The sequence below is a fragment of the Sphingobium scionense genome (assembly GCF_014197035.1).
Classification (GTDB): Bacteria; Pseudomonadota; Alphaproteobacteria; order Sphingomonadales; family Sphingomonadaceae; genus Sphingobium; species Sphingobium scionense.
This window is the reverse complement of the sequence record NZ_JACIEU010000027.1, coordinates 12,020-26,257: the sequence shown is the minus strand read 5'-3', so window position 1 is coordinate 26,257 and position 14,238 is coordinate 12,020. Positions and strand designations below refer to the sequence as shown.

The window sequence follows — 14,238 nt, the reverse complement described above, 5'->3', positions numbered from 1 at the left end:
TTTTCGCTTCCTGTTTTCGTCCCATATATAGGGTCGTCCCACATATCGGAAACGAATTCCGCAACGCTCGAGCAATGATCGCGGCAGGCCTCAAAAAAGAGAAGGGCCCGCCGATCAAGATCGGCGAGCCCATAGCCGTCAGTGCGACCCGACGGGGATCAATATTGGACGGTAACCGTCACCGCGCGGCGGTTCTGCGCCCAGCTTGCCTCGTCCGATCCCAGCGCAGCCGGCCGTTCCTTGCCATAGCTCACGGTGTTGATCCGGGTCGGGGCGACGCCCAGCGAGGCGAGATAATTCTTGGCCGCATTGGCGCGACGGTCGCCCAGCGCGATATTGTAATCGCGAGTGCCGCGTTCGTCGGCATGGCCTTCGATGGTGATGCGGACATTGGGGTTCTGCTGCAGCCAGGCGGCCTGGCTCTGCAACGTCGCCTGATCCTCGGCATCGACATCATATTGGTCGAGGCCAAAGAAGATGCGGTCGGACGACACCGACGCGACGAAATCTTCCTGGCTACCCTTGACCGGGCCGGTCTGACCGGTGGAGCCGCCCGTCTGGGTCGTGTCGCTGCCACCCGGCGCCGGCGGCAGTTCGGCCGGCGGCTTCTTCGAACAGGCGGCGAGGGCCAGGACGGCGGTTGCGATGAGCAGGGGCCGGGTGATCTTCATCGGGGTCTCCTAGGGATATCGCCATGCTGTCACCCGGATGGGCAACAGCATGGTTGGTAAAAATCGTTACGCTGTCAAGACGATAGGGTTCCCTATCGCGTCGAAAAGCTGTGGAAAACTTATGGCAGCAACGGACCCCAGGCCGGGTCGGACCCGCTCAGGGGAGTCGGGATGCGCCGTTCGTTCACGCCGGTCAGATCGACCTGCCACACCTGGCTGCTGCCCTGGCGGCCGGGCGTGGTGCGGAAATATTGCAGCACGCGGCCATTGGGCGACCAGGTCGGCTGCTCGTCCTGCCAGCCATTGGTCAGGATGCGCTCATTGTCGCCGCTTGGCGTCATCACCGCGATCTTGAAATCGCCCGACAGCTTGGTGAAGGCGATCAGGTCGCCGCGCGGGCTCCATTCGGGCGTCGCATAGCGGCCGCCGCCATGGCTGATGCGGCGCTGGTTCGACCCGTCGGCATTCATCACATAGATTTGCTGTCCGCCCGACCGGTCGCTCTCGAACACGATCTGGCGGCCATCGGGCGAATAGGAACCACCGACATCGATGCCCGGCGAGTTGGTCAGCCGCACCGGCGCGCCGCCCTGCGCCGACACGCGATAAATGTCGGTATTGCCCGACACCGCCATCGAGAACAGGATGTTGCGGCCATCGGGCGACCAGCGCGGCGCGAAGGTCGTGTTGTTGCTCTCGGTCACCAGCCGCTGCTGCCCGGTGCCGATGTCATAGACATAGATGCGCACCCGGCTGCCCAGATAGCTCACATAGACGATCGACTTGTAGTCGGGCGAGAAGCGCGGAGTCAGGGCGATCGACTGGCCATTGGTGATGAAGCGGTGGTTGGCGCCATCGGAATCCATGATGGCCAGGCGCTTGACGCGGTTATCCTTCGGGCCGCTTTCGGCGATATAGGCGATGCGGCTGTCAAAGAAGGGGCTCTCGCCCGACAGGCGGGCATAGATGGCGTCGGCGCATTTATGCGCGGCGCGGCGCCAGTCGCGCGGCGCGACGACATAGCCCTGGCGCGTCAGCTCCTGCTTCAGCGCCACGTCATAGAGGTAGCAGCCCACGGTGATGTCGGCCTCGCCGCCGGTGGTGCGGACAAAACCCTGCACCAGCGCCTGATAGGCACCCCATTTGTCATAGACCGGATTGGTCACTTCCGGGAAAGCGAGCGCGGGCATGCCGCCCGGGCCGGACGGATCGAACAGGCCCGATCCCTTGAGATCGGTGGCAATCACTTCGGCGATCTTGCGGCCCAGTTCATTGGCGGTGCCGGCCGGGGTTGCCACATCCTGCTGTGCCGGCAGGGCGGGCACCGCGATCTTGAGGTTGCTGTCGATATCGCCGGTCACGTCGACCGACAGCTGCGCCAGCGCGGGCATGGCGGTGAAGGCGAGCAGGGCGGCGGTCGCCGCGGCCAGGCGGCGGAGCAGGGTCGTCGTCATCGGTTCAGCCTCGCGTCAAAGCGGAGTGGCCGCAGCCATTTCCATTGTTCATAATATTCGGGCGGCAAATTGCGGAAGGGCGAAGCGAGCTTCACCGCCTGGATCGCGCGCTCGGCATGCAGCTTGGCCTGGGGCCGGTTGCTGGCGGTGACGCCCAGCTGGTCGATCACTTCGGGCGTGCCGATCACCGCGCCATTCTTGTCCAGCCGCACTTCCAGCAGAGTCACCAACTGATCGGCGTCGGCGCCGGAGGGCGGGCGCCAGTTAGGCTTCAATTGCCGACGGATCTCGGCGTCGAGCGCGGCCTTCTGCTGTGGCCCCATGGCGGCGGCCTGCGGCGCGGCCGCGGGCTTGCGCGGCGCATCGGCGCTGGTGTCGATGCCTTTCAGGAAATCATTGCCCAGCAGCGATCCCTTGGGCTTGGCCGCAGCCTTGCCCGATCCCGATGCGGCGGCCGGCTTGGCGGCCTTGGGCGCGGGCTTGGCGCTGGCCTTGGCCGGCGCGGCCGCCGCTGCCTTGGGCTTCTCCGGCGCCGGCTTCGCCCTGGGCTTTTCCGCCGGCTTTTCGGGCGCCGGCTTTGGCTTTGGCGCAGCCTGGGGCGTTTCCTTCTTCGGCGGCGTTGGCTTCGGCTTGGGCGGCGCGGGCTTCGCGACTTCCTTGGGCGGGACCGGCTTGGGTTTGGGCGGCGCCGGGGTCGGCTCGGGCACGGGGGCCGGCTCGGGCTGGGCGGCGGGCGCGGCATCCTCGGTCGGGCCTTTTTCAGGCGCGACGCTGGGCGGCGGCGGCTCGGTCGAGATGCGCGGCGCGGTCGATTGCAGCGCCACCTCGTCGACCAGGCTGACATCCATCGGCGGGCTGTTCAGCTTCAGCGGATTGGGCGTCGCCAGGAACCCGGCCGACAGCAGGCCGAACAGCAGGACATGGCCTGCCGTCGCAACGCCAAGGCCGATTTTTTCCGCGCGTTCCATCGGTTTGACCTATGGCCCCTATTCTGAACCTGCGCTGACATCGTCGGCGCCGTCCTGCCCGCCGGTGCTGACCAGCGCCACCTTGTTGAGGCCGGCCCGGTTGAGCTCGCCCATCACCCGCATCACCCGGCCATAATCCAGCGCCGTGTCCGCCCGCAGGAAAATCTGCGGCGCGTCAGGCTTGCCGGCATTGGCCGACACGATCTCGGCCAGCCGGTCGGGCAGGTCGGCGTCGCTGACCACATCCTCGTCGACATAGATGGCACCGTCGCGGTCGATCGACACCACCGTCGGCTTGGCATCCTGGTCCAGCCCCTTGGCGCGGGTTTCGGGCAGGTTGACCGGCACGCCGGTCACCAGCAGCGGCGCCGTCACCATGAAGATGATCAGCAGCACCAGCATGACGTCGACCAGCGGCGTCACGTTGATGTCCGCCATCGGTGCGCGATTGCGCCCGCGCCGACCGGACGGAGGACCGGACATCGCCATCAGCGTTGGGCCTCAAGTTCGCGGCTCAGCGTCGCGTAGAAACCGTCGGCAAAGCGGTTGAGGCGCGATTCCATCCGGTTGATGCCATGGCTGAACCGGTTGTAGGCGATCACCGCCGGGATGGCGGCGAACAGGCCGATCGCGGTCGCAAACAATGCCTCGGCAATGCCCGGCGCCACGACGGCGAGCGAGCTGTTCTGCGCGGCGGCGATCGAGGTGAAGGCGCGCATGATGCCCCAGACCGTGCCGAACAGGCCGACGAACGGCGCGACCGATCCGACCGTCGCCAGGATGTTCAGCCGGTCCGACAGGCGGTCAACCTCCGCCGCGATCGTGCTCGACATGCTGGTGGCTAGCCGGTCGCGTGTGCCGTCGCGGTCGATCACCTTCTGCGCGGTCGACCGGCGCCATTCGGTGACACCGGCGGCCATTACCTTGGCGGCCGGAAATTCGGCCTTGCCGCGCGCTTCATAGAAACGGTCGATATCGTCCGCCTTCCAGAAATCTTCCTCGAACGCGCGGCTCTGCTTGCTCGCCTTGCGCAGGGTGAAGCTGAACCCCAGGATGATCGCCCAGGTCCAGATGCTGGCCAGCAACAGGCCCAGCATCACCCCCTTCACGACGATGTCGGCCTGCAGGAACAGGGCGAGCGGCGAAATGGTGGCGGCGTCGGTCGCGGCGCCCACGGCGGCACCGACGTCAGGCATGGACAGGTTCATGGGTGGATGTCTTCCCCTCGCATCAAACGGCTGAAAATCTCGATCCAGGGGCGCGGCTGGCGCTGCGGTCGTCCCCGGGGTGTCAGATAGGCGACGGTGATGACGCCGTCGGTCAATATGTCCTCGCCGCGCATGACTCTTTGCTGAATGGCACAACTGGCCGCGCGCACCTCCATCACCTGGCTCACGACCATCAGGTCGTCGTCCAGCCGGGCGGGGCGGCGATAGGCCAGTTTCAGGTCGGTCACGGCATAGACGCCCTCGCCGCCTTCATGATTGGCGCGCTGGTCGATTCCGGCGACGCGCAGCATGTCGGACCGGGCGCGTTCCATATAACGCAGATAATTGGCGTGATAGACCAGCCCCGACAGGTCCGTATCCTCGAAATAGATGCGCAGCGGGAAATGATGCACGGCGGCGATGAACCGTCCGGACGCGGGCGCTGGCAAGGGATCGGCAAGGGGCATGGGCGGCTATTAAGCATGGCGTAGGCGTCACGCAAAGGCGGAAAATCGCGGCGGCGAACCATCCATCCTCTGCTCTGGCCTGTTTGCCGCCTGCGGAGGGGCTTGGCGTGTCACCCTACTTGCCGGTAGGGGTTACGCAAACGGCAACTGGTTAGGAGAATATGGCATGACCGACATAAAGACCGTGGGCGTGATCGGCGCCGGCCAGATGGGGGCGGGCATTGCCCAGGTCGCCGCCCAGGCCGGCTATGCCGTGATCCTGTCCGACATCGACCTGCCCCGCGCCGAAAAGGGCAAGGCCGGCATCGCCAAGCTATTGGCCCGCGCGGTCGAGAAGGAAAAGATCAGCCAGGCCGACGCCGACGCCGCGCTCGCCCGCATCGCCCCGGTAGGCGAGATCGCGCCGCTCGCTGGTGCTCAACTGGTGATCGAGGCGGCGACCGAGCGGGAAGAGGTGAAGCGCGCCATCTTCACCAACGTCGGCCAGATCCTGGCGCCCGGCGCCATCCTCGCTACCAACACCTCGTCTATCCCGATCACCCGCCTGGCCCAGGCCGCGCCCGATGCCGGTCGCTTCGTCGGCGTCCATTTCTTCAATCCGGTGCCCGTGATGGTGCTCGTCGAGGTCATTCGCGGTCTCGCCACGTCGCCCGAGACGGTCGCCGCGGTCGAGGGTTTTGCCGCGAAGATCGGCAAGACCACCGTCCATGCTTTCGATGCGCCCGGCTTCGTGGTGAACCGCATCCTGCTGCCGATGTTGAACGAGGCGGTGTTCGTGCTGGGTGAGGGTGTCGGCAGCGTCACCGACATCGATCAGGGCTGCAAGCTGGGCCTCAACCATCCGATGGGGCCGCTGACGCTGCTCGATTTCGTCGGCCTCGATACCGCGCTCGAAATCCTCAACGTCTTCCTTACCACCACCGGGGATCCCAAATATCGCCCGGCGCCGCTGCTGGTCAAATATGTCGAGGCCGGCTGGTATGGCCGCAAGACCGGCAGGGGCTTCTATGATTATTCGGGGCCGGAACCCGTCCCGACCCGCTGATCCGGTGTGATAGGGCGGCCGTGCGTCGCCCTATCCTGCGCTCAACCCATGTTTCTTCATGCAATGGCGCAACTGGTCATAGGTCAGGCCCAGCCCCTTGGCGGTCGCCCGCTGATTATAGCGGAACCGCTCCAGCGCCGCCCGCACGATCGCCGCCTCATGCGCGTCGACCGCCGATTTGAGATCGGTGACATCGCCATGGCCGTTCATCACCGATGCGGTCACAGGTGCCGGTGCCGCACTTTCTGCTGACGGTGCCGCAGTCCCCGGCATCAGCGGGCGCGGTTTCCAGGGCGAGGCGAAGGGGTCGAACACGATGGACGAGATCGGCCGCCCCGGCTCGGGCCAGCGATAGACCGCCCGTTCCACTACATTGCGCAGTTCGCGCACATTGCCCGGCCAGCCATAGCCTTCCAGTTCGGCCGCGCAGGCGGCGGAGAAGCCCGGCCATTGTGGCCAGTTCAGTTCCGCTGCCATACGTCGCCCGAAATGGTCGGCCAGCACGCTGATGTCGCCCTCCCGCGCGCGCAACGGCGGCAGGGTGATGACCTCGAAGCTCAGCCGGTCGAGCAGATCGGGGCGGAAGCGCCCGGCGTCCGCCGCAGCGGGCAGATCCTCGTTGGTCGCGGCCACGATGCGCACGTCCACCCTGACCGGTTTGGATGCGCCGATCCGCGTGACCTCGCCATATTCGACGACCCGCAACAGTCGCTCCTGCGCTGCCATCGACAATGTGCCCAGTTCGTCCAGGAACAAGGTGCCGCCATCGGCCTCCTCGAACCGGCCCGGCCGCGCCTTGGTCGCGCCGGTGAAGGCGCCCTGTTCATGGCCGAACAGTTCCGCCTCGATCAGCGTCTCGGGCAAGGCGGCGCAGTTCATCACGATCAGCGGCTCGCCCCAGCGCGGCGACAGATGATGCAGGCGCTCGGCGATCAGTTCCTTGCCGGTGCCGCGTTCGCCGATCACCAGGACCGGGCGATTGAGTTCGGCTGCCCGCCCGGCCAGTTCGACGGCGTCGAGAAAGGCCAGCGACTGGCCGACAAACTGGGTATTTTTCTCCATGCGCCAAAATATGGCGAAATTTCCCAACTGTCAGCAAGTGAAATCTTCGTGCAGTCGTGCCGGATCCTCAAAAAATGGCGGTTTTCCGTGCTTTTCAAAAATTGGCACGGCCTCTGCAATGTCGGGAATGAAGCCGCTGCACAGACAGGCGGCACTTTTAGAAGGCCAGGTTTAAGGAGTGTTGAAGATGGAAAAGAACAGCAACAGCGTTCGCGAAATCGGTCAACTGATGTCGGTCGCCATTGCCGCCGTCCTGTTCGGATCGACCATGATCCTTTCGGCGGTCGGCCCGGCCCGCGCCAGCGAAGCCCCGGTTCTCGCGACCCAGGATACCCCCGCGACCCTGCGCTATCTGGCGTAAGGCCGCACGACCCAGGCCGGGGCGGAAATGCCCCCTCTCGTCCGCCCCGGCCCCCTTGAATGAGAAGACCAGGAGCACCGTTAAAATGGGTATTTTCTCCCGCACCCGAGACATCATCGCCGCCAATGTCACCGACTTGCTCGACAAGGCCGAAGACCCGGCGAAGATGATCCGCATGATCATCCTCGAAATGGAGGAGACGCTGGTCGAGGTGCGCGCGTCCGCTGCCCGCACGATCGCCGACCAGAAGGAAATGCGTCGCCATATCGCCAAGCTGGGCGCGCTGCAGGACAGCTGGACCGAAAAGGCTCAGCTCGCCCTTAGCAAGGACCGCGAGGATCTGGCCAAGGCCGCTCTGGTCGAACGCCAGAAGGCGACCGACATGGCAGAGCATCTGTCCCACGAGATCGAGACCCTCGATGATGCGCTGAAGGCTGCCGAAGAGGATATCGCCAAGCTGCAGGCCAAGCTGCGCGAAGCGCGCGCTCGCCAGAACAGCTTGGTCACCCGGATGCAGAGCGCCGAGAACCGCCTGCGTGTCCGCGAAGCCTATGCCGGCGAGAAGGTCAATGAAGCCTTTGCCCGCTTCGACATGCTCGAACGCCGTGTCGACATGGCCGAAGGCCGCGCCGATGCCATGGGCCTGGGTCAGCAGCCCAAGACGCTGGAGGAAGAGATTGCGGAACTCAAGTCGGCCGACAAGGTCGATGCCGATCTCGCCGCGCTCAAGGCGTCGATGAACAAGGGAGCCTGATCCGATGGAAGACGTGTTTCTGCCCGTGGTCGTGTGCGGCATGCTGTTCATCGGCATGCCCTGGCTGATCTTCCACTATGTCACCAAGTGGAAGCAGGCCCCCAAGATCACGGACGAGGACGAGCGGCTGCTGGATGAACTCCACCTGCTCGCCCGCCGTCTGGAAGACAGGTTGCAGACGGTCGAACGGATCGTCGCTGCCGACAACCCGGATTTCCGCCCGCAACGCCCGGTACAGGGTGACGACGATTACAGCTTCGACCGGAGGAACTGACATGAGCGCCCGCCGCACCAAATTCTATCTCGATAAGCAGAATGGCAAGTGGATGGGCGTGTGCTCCGGCATCGCCGACTATACCGGGATCGACGTGGTCTGGGTTCGGGTCGGCGCGGTGCTGGTCACCCTGATGGGCGCCTTCCCCTGGACGCTGATCGCCTATGTCGCCGCCGCCTATTTCGCCGATGCCAAGCCCCAGGGCCTCTATTCGGATCGGGATGACGAGAAATTCTGGCAGGGTGTGCGCACCAACCCGGCGCGCTCCACCCGCGACGTCCGCTCCAAGTTCCGCGACATCGACCGTCGCCTCGCCGACATCGAGGTCTATTATACCAGCCGCAACACGCGCTTGGCCGACGAGATCGACAGCCTGCGCTAGGAAGCGGAAATCCGGGGGAAGAGAACATGGATCCGACACCATATTTCATCATGGGGGCATTGAGCGGGATCACCGCGACGCTCCTGATCCAGGCTTATGCCCGGCGCAAGGTCGCCAGGGCGACGGCCGAGTTGACGGCCAATGTCGTCGACCAGGACCAGCAGATCGTCACCCATGAACTGCGAGAACGGATCAAGGTGCTGGAACAGATCGTCACCGACCGCCCGGTCCGCCTCGCGGACCAGATCGAGCGGCTCCGCTGAACCCAGCCCGGCCAAAGGCAATAGGGAGTTCAAGGTCATGAATTTCGCAGGACCGACCTTCGTTCTGGCCATCATCGCCATGTCGACGCTGGGCTGGATGTTCACCACCTGGGTCCGTGCCCGGCACGGCTATCCGGTTGAAAATGAATGGACCGGCACCGTTCATCGAACAGATCCCGACGCCGGTCGAAAAATCGACCTTCTTTCAAGTGAAAACGAAAAGCTGACTGGCCGCATCAGCCGCCTCGAAGAACGCATCGCAGTCCTCGAACGGATCGCCACCGATCCCGCCGCCCGGACCGCGCGCGATATCGACGCGCTGCGCTGACGCTGACCAGGCAAGGGGAGTAAAGATCATGGTTCCAGTTGAAGTTCTTGCGCCTGCCGCGGTCATCGTCGGATCACTGGGTGTCGCGGGTTGGGTTTTTACCACCTGGCTCCGCATTCGGCACGGTTACCCGCTGGAAAATAGCTGGGGCAAGGCGGTCTATCCGCAGAAAAATGAGGAACTGGTCGAGCGCATCAAGCTGATCAGCCAGGAAAATGCCCAGCTGCGCGCCGAAATCGGCTCGATGAAGGACCGGCTCGCCGTGGTCGAGCGGATCGTCACCGATGAAAGCCATCAGCTCAATCGCGAAATCGAGCGACTGCGCGGCCCGGCGAACTGATCGCTCGCGCGCCCAAGGGAGGACAGATATGAACCCGTTCGAAATGGTCGTCGCCATCGTTGCGATCACCGCCATCGCCAGCGTCGTCCGCGCCAAATATGGCGTCGTGCGCCGCCACAAGGGTGAGGATTTCATCCAGCGCGGTCCCGATCCGGAGGCCGAACGCCTCCGCGCCGAAGTGAAGGCGCTCAAGGAACGGGTCGCCGTGCTGGAACGGCTCGCCACCGACAGTTCGACCGCGCTGGAGCGCGAATTCGAGAAGCTCAAGGACCGCGACTGATCGCGGTAAGGGAAACACAGGGAGGACATGATGCAGGATCCCCTCTTCTATCTGACCATGGCCACCGCCGGCCTCGCCGGTCTCACCATCGTCGCCTTCGCGTCGCTGCGCGGCTGGAATGGCTGGCTCGACCTCAAGCGTGCCGAACTGGGGCGCCGGGCCGAGGAAGCCGCACCGCCCTCGGCCGCCGCCCGGATCGAGGTTGCCGATCTCAAGGAACGCATCCGCAAGCTCGAAGCCATCGCCGCCGGCGTCGATCTCTGATCCGCTTTTCCCCGTTCGGGCTGAGCTTGTCGAAGCCCTCACTTTCTTGACCAGTAATGTAGTGTCATTTGAGTTTAGGGCGAACGGGGCTTTCGGACGGAGTAAATTCGCCTATATGGCGCGGATGGCAGACAAGCGTTCCCTCGATGACATCTATGATGAGTTTGAATTCCTCGATCGGGATGACCGACATATTCTAATCATAGATCTTGGTCGCAAGCTTGAAGCGATGCCTGCCGCCTTGAAAACGGATTCGACCTTGGTTCGAGGCTGTCAGTCCCAAGTTTGGACTTACCCAATCCGTAATTCAGATGGCTCTTTGCATTTTTTGGCCGATAGCACGTCTGCTATCACAAAAGGCATAATCGCGCTCGTTCTTGCGGCCGTGCAAGATGAGCAACCTGCGGATATTCTGTCGGTTGATATTGATGGTGCTTTGACGCGCTTTCATCTGGAAAATCATCTCACATCGAAGCGCACAGGAGGCATCCCCAACATGATCGCCCTGATCCGCGAGACCGCTGCTCGCTACGCCTGACGGAAACTCCCGCGCATCCCAGCGTTCTTGCCTGACAAGGAGAATGCGACAATGCGCCATATCATGCCCCTCGCCATCCTCGGCCTGCTGGCCGCCTGTTCGGGTGGGGACAAGAAGGAACCGACCCAGCGCGACCAGATCGGCCAGGTCTGGAAATATGAAACCGCCGGCGCCAGCCAGAAGGTCGCCTATATCGGCAGTGCCAACAGCGTGCAGACCATGACCGCCGCCGACACTTTCTCGGTGCTGATGGTCCAGCCCATGTCCAATGGCGAAAAGACCGTGACGGTGAAGCTGGTCGGCGCGCCCTTCCAGTGCGACCTGTCCGATTGCGCGGTCGATGCCACCACCGATGACGGTAAGGCCCATCGCTGGAAGGGGCGCATGACCGAAGCGAAGGACGGGATCGAGATCATGCCCTCGCAAAATGCCTATGAGGCGATCGCCAAGGCGAAGAGCGTGAAGGTAAACCTCGCCGTCGGCCCCAAGGATCAGCGCTTCCCGTTCGAATTCAACGTCGCCGGGCTCGACCTCAAAAAGGGCGCCTGACGCGCGACAGGCGCGCGCAGCGATGCGCGCGCCATGATCGCTTGGCTTATTCCTGTAGCGACACGCCGGGGCTGCGCGGGTCGGCCGCGCCGATCCAGTGGCCGTCGGCGGTGCGCTCGGCGGCATTGGCCTTGAGGCCCAGGCGCGAGATGGTGACGCGGTGGCCCAGCTTCTCCAGCGGCGCCTTCATCGCTTCCAGCGACGTCCCCTGTTCCAGCACCAGCCCGTCGCCATTGAAGAATTCCAGCCCCAGTGCGATCGAATCCTGCGCCGACAGGCCCCAGTCGAAATGGGCGATCAGCGCCTTGGCGACCTGCATGATGATGGTCTTGCCGCCGGCCGCGCCGACGGTGAAGATCGGCATGCCCTTTTCGTCATAGACGATCGTCGGCGACATGGAGGACAGCGGCCGCTTGCCCGGCTCCACCCGGTTGGCGACCGGCGCACCATCCTTCTCGGGCGTGAAGCTGAAATCGGTCAGCTCATTGTTCAGCACCACGCCATTGGCGACCAGCTGGCTACCGAAGAAACTTTCGATCGTCGATGTCCAGGCAGCGATGTCGCCATTGCGGTCCACCGCGACGAAATGGCTGGTGCCGCTTTCCGGCTGGGGCAGGGCGCTGGTGCGCGGCTGCGCCCCGGCGGGCAGGCCCGGCTTGTAGGCACCCAGCGCTTTGTTCAGCCGGATCTCGCCCGACCGCTGCCTGAGGTAAGCGGGGTCGATCAGTCCGGCGATCGGCACATGGACGAATTCGGGGTCGCCCAGCCAGGTGTCGCGATCGGCATAGGCCAACTGCATCGCTTCGCCGATGACGTGCCAGGAGCGCGGATCATCCTTGCCCCACTGCGCCAGCGGGAAGCGTTCGACCATGCCTAATATCTGCAGCACCGTGACGCCGCCGGCCGATGCCGGTCCCATGCCGCACACGGTATAGACGCGATAATGGCCGCATACCGGCTTGCGGTCCTTGACCTGGTAATTGGCCAGGTCGTTCGTCGTCATCGGCACCGGGTTCCGCGGCGCGGTGGTGACGGCCTTGGCGATCGCCTGCGCATTCTCGCCCAGATAGAAGGCGTCCGGCCCTTCTGCCGCGATCCGCTTGAACAGGGCAGCGAGCGGCGGGTTCTTCAGCGTCGCGCCGACCGCCGGCAATTGCCCGTCGATCCAGTAATAGCTGCGGATTTCCGGGAAATCGGCCCAGATATTTTGGAGCGCCTTCAGCGCCGTGGCGGTGCGCTCGCCCAGCTGGAAGCCGTCGCCCGCCAGCCGGATCGCCGGCTGGAACAGGTCGGCCCAGGGCAGCTTGCCCCATTTCTTGTGGGCTTCCCACGCCATGCGCAGATTGCCCGGCACGCCGACCGAATAACCGCCCGGCCAGGCCTGAACGAAGGGCAGGGGCTTGCCGTCGGCGCCCATGAAGCGGTCAGGCCGGGCAGCGGCCGGCGCGGTCTCGCGCCCGTCGATCGATTCCAACACACCGCTGGCGCCGTCATGATGCATCAGGAAGCCGCCGCCGCCGATGCCGCTATTATGCGGTTCGACCACGTTCAGCGCCAGCATCATCGCGATCGCCGCATCGGTGGCGCTGCCGCCCTTGCGCAATATTTCCTGCCCCGCCGCCGCCGCACGCGGATCGGCGGCGGACACGGTGGCATTCAAGGCCACCGGATCGCGCGCCAGCGCGGTCGCGGGCACCAGGGCAATGGGAGCGATCAGGGCGAAGGGGGCCAGCAGGCCGGTCAGGCGGGACGTCATGGCCGGCACCCTAAAGCTCGCATTTCGTTTCGCAACCCGTCTTGTCTCGATCATGCCCGGGAAGGACGGATCAGGCGTCGATTCCCACCACTTCGCCAATATGCCGCACGCCGTCGCGCGCCATCAGTGCCTTAAGCCCCGCATTGATTCGTTTGGCGAGATAGGGTCCTTCATAGACCAGCGCGCTGTAGACCTGCACCAGTGATGCACCGGCGCGAATGCGAGCATAGGCCTGATCCGCATTGGCGATGCCGCCCACGCCGATCAGCGGCAACCGGTCGCCCAGCAACCGGCGGAAGTCGCGCAGTTTGCCCAGCGACAGGTCGGTCAGCGGCACGCCCGACAGGCCGCCGGTCTCGCCTGCATGGGGCGATTGCAGCGTCGGGCGGGTGATGGTGGTGTTGGACACGATCAATGCGTCGATCCGATGGTCGATGCAGGCGGCAGCAATATCCTCGATATCGGCCGGTTCCAGGTCGGGTGCCACCTTCAAGAAGATCGGCGGGCCGCCTTCGGGCCGCGCCGCCATCACCGCGCCGAGCAGATCGTCCAGCGCCGCCCGGCCCTGCAGTGCGCGCAGCCCCGGCGTGTTGGGGGAGGAGATATTGACCGTCAGATAATCGGCCAGCGGTGCCATGCAGGTGACGCCGGTGGCATAATCGGCATTGGCGCGGCCGGCTGCCGTCGCCTCCTTGTTGGCGCCGATATTGATGCCGATCACCGGTCCATCACCCACCGGCCGGCGATAGCGGGCGATGCGGTCGGCGGCGGCGCCCTGGCCACCATTGTTGAAGCCGAAGCGGTTGATCACCGCCCTGTCCTCGACCAGCCGAAACAGGCGCGGCTGGGGATTGCCCGGCTGCGCCAGCGGGGTCAGGGTGCCCAGTTCGGCAAAGCCGAAGCCCAGGCCGTGCATCTTGTGCGCGACCCGGCCGTCCTTGTCATAGCCGGCCGCGAGGCCCACCGGGTTGGGGAAGGTGATGCCTGCCACCGTCTGCATCAACATCGGGTCGGCCTTCAGCGGCGCGGGGGTCGGCATCGTCCGCAGCAGCGCGATCGACAAATTATGGGCGCGCTCGGCATCGAGCGCGAAAAAGAGCGGGCGGATCAGGCGATAGGACATGGCCGCGCTATGCCAGCGCGTCGGTTGTGCGTCGAGTCACTGTTGCGTGGCGGCCACATTCGTTGCTGAACGTCATTTCATGACATAATTCGTCATGAATCGGTTCGATTTGATCAATCCGATGTCCGATCTGTCCAATAATCTTCCACCG

At 64.6% G+C, this 14,238-nt stretch carries 21 protein-coding genes; 12 read left to right on the top strand and 9 right to left on the bottom strand.

Going from position 1 to position 14,238, the window contains the following annotated elements:
• Positions 1-158 precede the first annotated feature (158 nt).
• From pal to GGQ90_RS23195, 6 genes are all read right to left on the bottom strand, one after another.
• Positions 159-671: a peptidoglycan-associated lipoprotein Pal gene (gene pal, locus GGQ90_RS23220; protein ID WP_188084102.1), complete on the bottom strand. Its 513-nt coding sequence runs from the start codon at positions 669-671 to the stop codon at positions 159-161.
• A gap of 119 nt (positions 672-790) precedes the next feature.
• Positions 791-2,125, bottom strand: coding sequence for a Tol-Pal system beta propeller repeat protein TolB (tolB, locus tag GGQ90_RS23215; RefSeq protein WP_188084101.1), 1,335 nt, complete (start codon positions 2,123-2,125; stop codon positions 791-793).
• A complete protein-coding gene (locus tag GGQ90_RS23210; RefSeq protein ID WP_188084100.1) occupies positions 2,122-3,093 on the bottom strand; it encodes an energy transducer TonB in 972 nt (323 codons plus the stop codon). The genes tolB and GGQ90_RS23210 overlap by 4 nt, the downstream gene beginning before the upstream one ends.
• A gap of 18 nt (positions 3,094-3,111) precedes the next feature.
• Complete coding sequence (gene tolR, locus GGQ90_RS23205; RefSeq protein WP_004209369.1) at positions 3,112-3,582, bottom strand: protein TolR; 471 nt, start codon at positions 3,580-3,582, stop codon at positions 3,112-3,114.
• Positions 3,582-4,301, bottom strand: coding sequence for a protein TolQ (gene tolQ / locus GGQ90_RS23200; protein WP_188084099.1), 720 nt, complete (start codon positions 4,299-4,301; stop codon positions 3,582-3,584). Before tolQ ends, tolR begins: the two co-directional genes overlap by 1 nt.
• Positions 4,298-4,768, bottom strand: a complete 471-nt coding sequence (locus GGQ90_RS23195) for a YbgC/FadM family acyl-CoA thioesterase (RefSeq protein WP_188084098.1) — start codon at positions 4,766-4,768, stop codon at positions 4,298-4,300. Before GGQ90_RS23195 ends, tolQ begins: the two co-directional genes overlap by 4 nt.
• Before the next feature lie 166 nt (positions 4,769-4,934).
• Here GGQ90_RS23195 and GGQ90_RS23190 point away from each other — a divergent pair, with 166 nt between their 5' ends.
• Entirely contained in the window at positions 4,935-5,813 is an 879-nt protein-coding gene (locus GGQ90_RS23190) for a 3-hydroxyacyl-CoA dehydrogenase NAD-binding domain-containing protein (protein WP_188084097.1), read from the top strand.
• 30 nt (positions 5,814-5,843) lie between these two features.
• Here the strand turns inward: GGQ90_RS23190 and pspF are convergent, their stop codons facing one another.
• Positions 5,844-6,875 (bottom strand): phage shock protein operon transcriptional activator, encoded by a 1,032-nt coding sequence (gene pspF / locus GGQ90_RS23185; protein WP_188084096.1) that lies wholly within the window; start codon positions 6,873-6,875, stop codon positions 5,844-5,846.
• Positions 6,876-7,062: 187 nt separating this feature from the next.
• On the opposite strand from pspF, the gene GGQ90_RS23180 reads away from it, so the two are divergent.
• The 11 genes from GGQ90_RS23180 (at position 7,063) to GGQ90_RS23130 (ending at position 11,208) form a co-directional block, all read left to right on the top strand.
• Positions 7,063-7,236, top strand: a complete 174-nt coding sequence (locus GGQ90_RS23180; RefSeq protein WP_007708701.1) for a hypothetical protein — start codon at positions 7,063-7,065, stop codon at positions 7,234-7,236.
• 85 nt (positions 7,237-7,321) lie between these two features.
• Positions 7,322-7,990, top strand: coding sequence for a phage shock protein PspA (pspA, locus tag GGQ90_RS23175; protein ID WP_188084095.1), 669 nt, complete (start codon positions 7,322-7,324; stop codon positions 7,988-7,990).
• A 4-nt stretch (positions 7,991-7,994) separates the two neighbouring features.
• Entirely contained in the window at positions 7,995-8,264 is a 270-nt protein-coding gene (pspB, locus tag GGQ90_RS23170; protein ID WP_188084094.1) for an envelope stress response membrane protein PspB, read from the top strand.
• A 1-nt stretch (position 8,265) separates the two neighbouring features.
• Positions 8,266-8,646, top strand: coding sequence for an envelope stress response membrane protein PspC (gene pspC / locus GGQ90_RS23165; protein ID WP_188084093.1), 381 nt, complete (start codon positions 8,266-8,268; stop codon positions 8,644-8,646).
• A 26-nt stretch (positions 8,647-8,672) separates the two neighbouring features.
• Positions 8,673-8,909: a hypothetical protein gene (locus GGQ90_RS23160; protein WP_188084092.1), complete on the top strand. Its 237-nt coding sequence runs from the start codon at positions 8,673-8,675 to the stop codon at positions 8,907-8,909.
• Positions 8,910-8,946: 37 nt separating this feature from the next.
• Complete coding sequence (locus GGQ90_RS23155) at positions 8,947-9,237, top strand: hypothetical protein (protein ID WP_004209379.1); 291 nt, start codon at positions 8,947-8,949, stop codon at positions 9,235-9,237.
• A gap of 28 nt (positions 9,238-9,265) precedes the next feature.
• Entirely contained in the window at positions 9,266-9,577 is a 312-nt protein-coding gene (locus GGQ90_RS23150) for a hypothetical protein (protein ID WP_037508090.1), read from the top strand.
• Positions 9,578-9,605: 28 nt separating this feature from the next.
• Positions 9,606-9,857 (top strand): hypothetical protein, encoded by a 252-nt coding sequence (locus GGQ90_RS23145; RefSeq protein ID WP_188084091.1) that lies wholly within the window; start codon positions 9,606-9,608, stop codon positions 9,855-9,857.
• A 30-nt stretch (positions 9,858-9,887) separates the two neighbouring features.
• Entirely contained in the window at positions 9,888-10,121 is a 234-nt protein-coding gene (locus GGQ90_RS23140; RefSeq protein ID WP_188084129.1) for a hypothetical protein, read from the top strand.
• 124 nt (positions 10,122-10,245) lie between these two features.
• On the top strand, positions 10,246-10,659 hold the full coding sequence (locus tag GGQ90_RS23135; RefSeq protein ID WP_188084090.1) for a SufE family protein: 414 nt from the start codon (positions 10,246-10,248) through the stop codon (positions 10,657-10,659).
• A gap of 51 nt (positions 10,660-10,710) precedes the next feature.
• A complete protein-coding gene (locus tag GGQ90_RS23130) occupies positions 10,711-11,208 on the top strand; it encodes a hypothetical protein (RefSeq protein ID WP_188084089.1) in 498 nt (165 codons plus the stop codon).
• Positions 11,209-11,254: 46 nt separating this feature from the next.
• On the opposite strand, the gene ggt is transcribed toward GGQ90_RS23130, so the two are convergent.
• Together ggt and GGQ90_RS23120 are read right to left on the bottom strand one after the other, a co-directional pair.
• The gene (gene ggt / locus GGQ90_RS23125) at positions 11,255-12,964 is read right to left on the bottom strand and encodes a gamma-glutamyltransferase (protein ID WP_188084088.1); all 1,710 of its coding nucleotides are present in this window, start codon (positions 12,962-12,964) and stop codon (positions 11,255-11,257) included.
• A gap of 70 nt (positions 12,965-13,034) precedes the next feature.
• Positions 13,035-14,087, bottom strand: a complete 1,053-nt coding sequence (locus GGQ90_RS23120) for a quinone-dependent dihydroorotate dehydrogenase (protein WP_188084087.1) — start codon at positions 14,085-14,087, stop codon at positions 13,035-13,037.
• Positions 14,088-14,238 lie beyond the last annotated feature (151 nt).

What these genes read in the sequence shown, in the direction of transcription:
- tolQ (WP_188084099.1), bottom strand. Translation starts at nt 4,301, where the DNA reads ATGAACCTGTCCATGCCTGACGTCGGTGCCGCCGTGGGCGCCGCGACC.
- GGQ90_RS23145 (WP_188084091.1), top strand. Translation starts at nt 9,606, where the DNA reads ATGAACCCGTTCGAAATGGTCGTCGCCATCGTTGCGATCACCGCCATC.
- ggt (WP_188084088.1), bottom strand. Translation starts at nt 12,964, where the DNA reads ATGACGTCCCGCCTGACCGGCCTGCTGGCCCCCTTCGCCCTGATCGCT.
- GGQ90_RS23140 (WP_188084129.1), top strand. Translation starts at nt 9,888, where the DNA reads ATGCAGGATCCCCTCTTCTATCTGACCATGGCCACCGCCGGCCTCGCC.
- GGQ90_RS23210 (WP_188084100.1), bottom strand. Translation starts at nt 3,093, where the DNA reads ATGGAACGCGCGGAAAAAATCGGCCTTGGCGTTGCGACGGCAGGCCAT.
- GGQ90_RS23120 (WP_188084087.1), bottom strand. Translation starts at nt 14,087, where the DNA reads ATGTCCTATCGCCTGATCCGCCCGCTCTTTTTCGCGCTCGATGCCGAG.
- pspF (WP_188084096.1), bottom strand. Translation starts at nt 6,875, where the DNA reads ATGGAGAAAAATACCCAGTTTGTCGGCCAGTCGCTGGCCTTTCTCGAC.
- tolB (WP_188084101.1), bottom strand. Translation starts at nt 2,125, where the DNA reads ATGACGACGACCCTGCTCCGCCGCCTGGCCGCGGCGACCGCCGCCCTG.
- GGQ90_RS23155 (WP_004209379.1), top strand. Translation starts at nt 8,947, where the DNA reads ATGAATTTCGCAGGACCGACCTTCGTTCTGGCCATCATCGCCATGTCG.
- GGQ90_RS23160 (WP_188084092.1), top strand. Translation starts at nt 8,673, where the DNA reads ATGGATCCGACACCATATTTCATCATGGGGGCATTGAGCGGGATCACC.
- pspA (WP_188084095.1), top strand. Translation starts at nt 7,322, where the DNA reads ATGGGTATTTTCTCCCGCACCCGAGACATCATCGCCGCCAATGTCACC.
- tolR (WP_004209369.1), bottom strand. Translation starts at nt 3,582, where the DNA reads ATGGCGATGTCCGGTCCTCCGTCCGGTCGGCGCGGGCGCAATCGCGCA.
- GGQ90_RS23135 (WP_188084090.1), top strand. Translation starts at nt 10,246, where the DNA reads ATGGCAGACAAGCGTTCCCTCGATGACATCTATGATGAGTTTGAATTC.
- pal (WP_188084102.1), bottom strand. Translation starts at nt 671, where the DNA reads ATGAAGATCACCCGGCCCCTGCTCATCGCAACCGCCGTCCTGGCCCTC.
- pspC (WP_188084093.1), top strand. Translation starts at nt 8,266, where the DNA reads ATGAGCGCCCGCCGCACCAAATTCTATCTCGATAAGCAGAATGGCAAG.
- GGQ90_RS23130 (WP_188084089.1), top strand. Translation starts at nt 10,711, where the DNA reads ATGCGCCATATCATGCCCCTCGCCATCCTCGGCCTGCTGGCCGCCTGT.
- pspB (WP_188084094.1), top strand. Translation starts at nt 7,995, where the DNA reads ATGGAAGACGTGTTTCTGCCCGTGGTCGTGTGCGGCATGCTGTTCATC.
- GGQ90_RS23195 (WP_188084098.1), bottom strand. Translation starts at nt 4,768, where the DNA reads ATGCCCCTTGCCGATCCCTTGCCAGCGCCCGCGTCCGGACGGTTCATC.
- GGQ90_RS23180 (WP_007708701.1), top strand. Translation starts at nt 7,063, where the DNA reads ATGGAAAAGAACAGCAACAGCGTTCGCGAAATCGGTCAACTGATGTCG.
- GGQ90_RS23150 (WP_037508090.1), top strand. Translation starts at nt 9,266, where the DNA reads ATGGTTCCAGTTGAAGTTCTTGCGCCTGCCGCGGTCATCGTCGGATCA.
- GGQ90_RS23190 (WP_188084097.1), top strand. Translation starts at nt 4,935, where the DNA reads ATGACCGACATAAAGACCGTGGGCGTGATCGGCGCCGGCCAGATGGGG.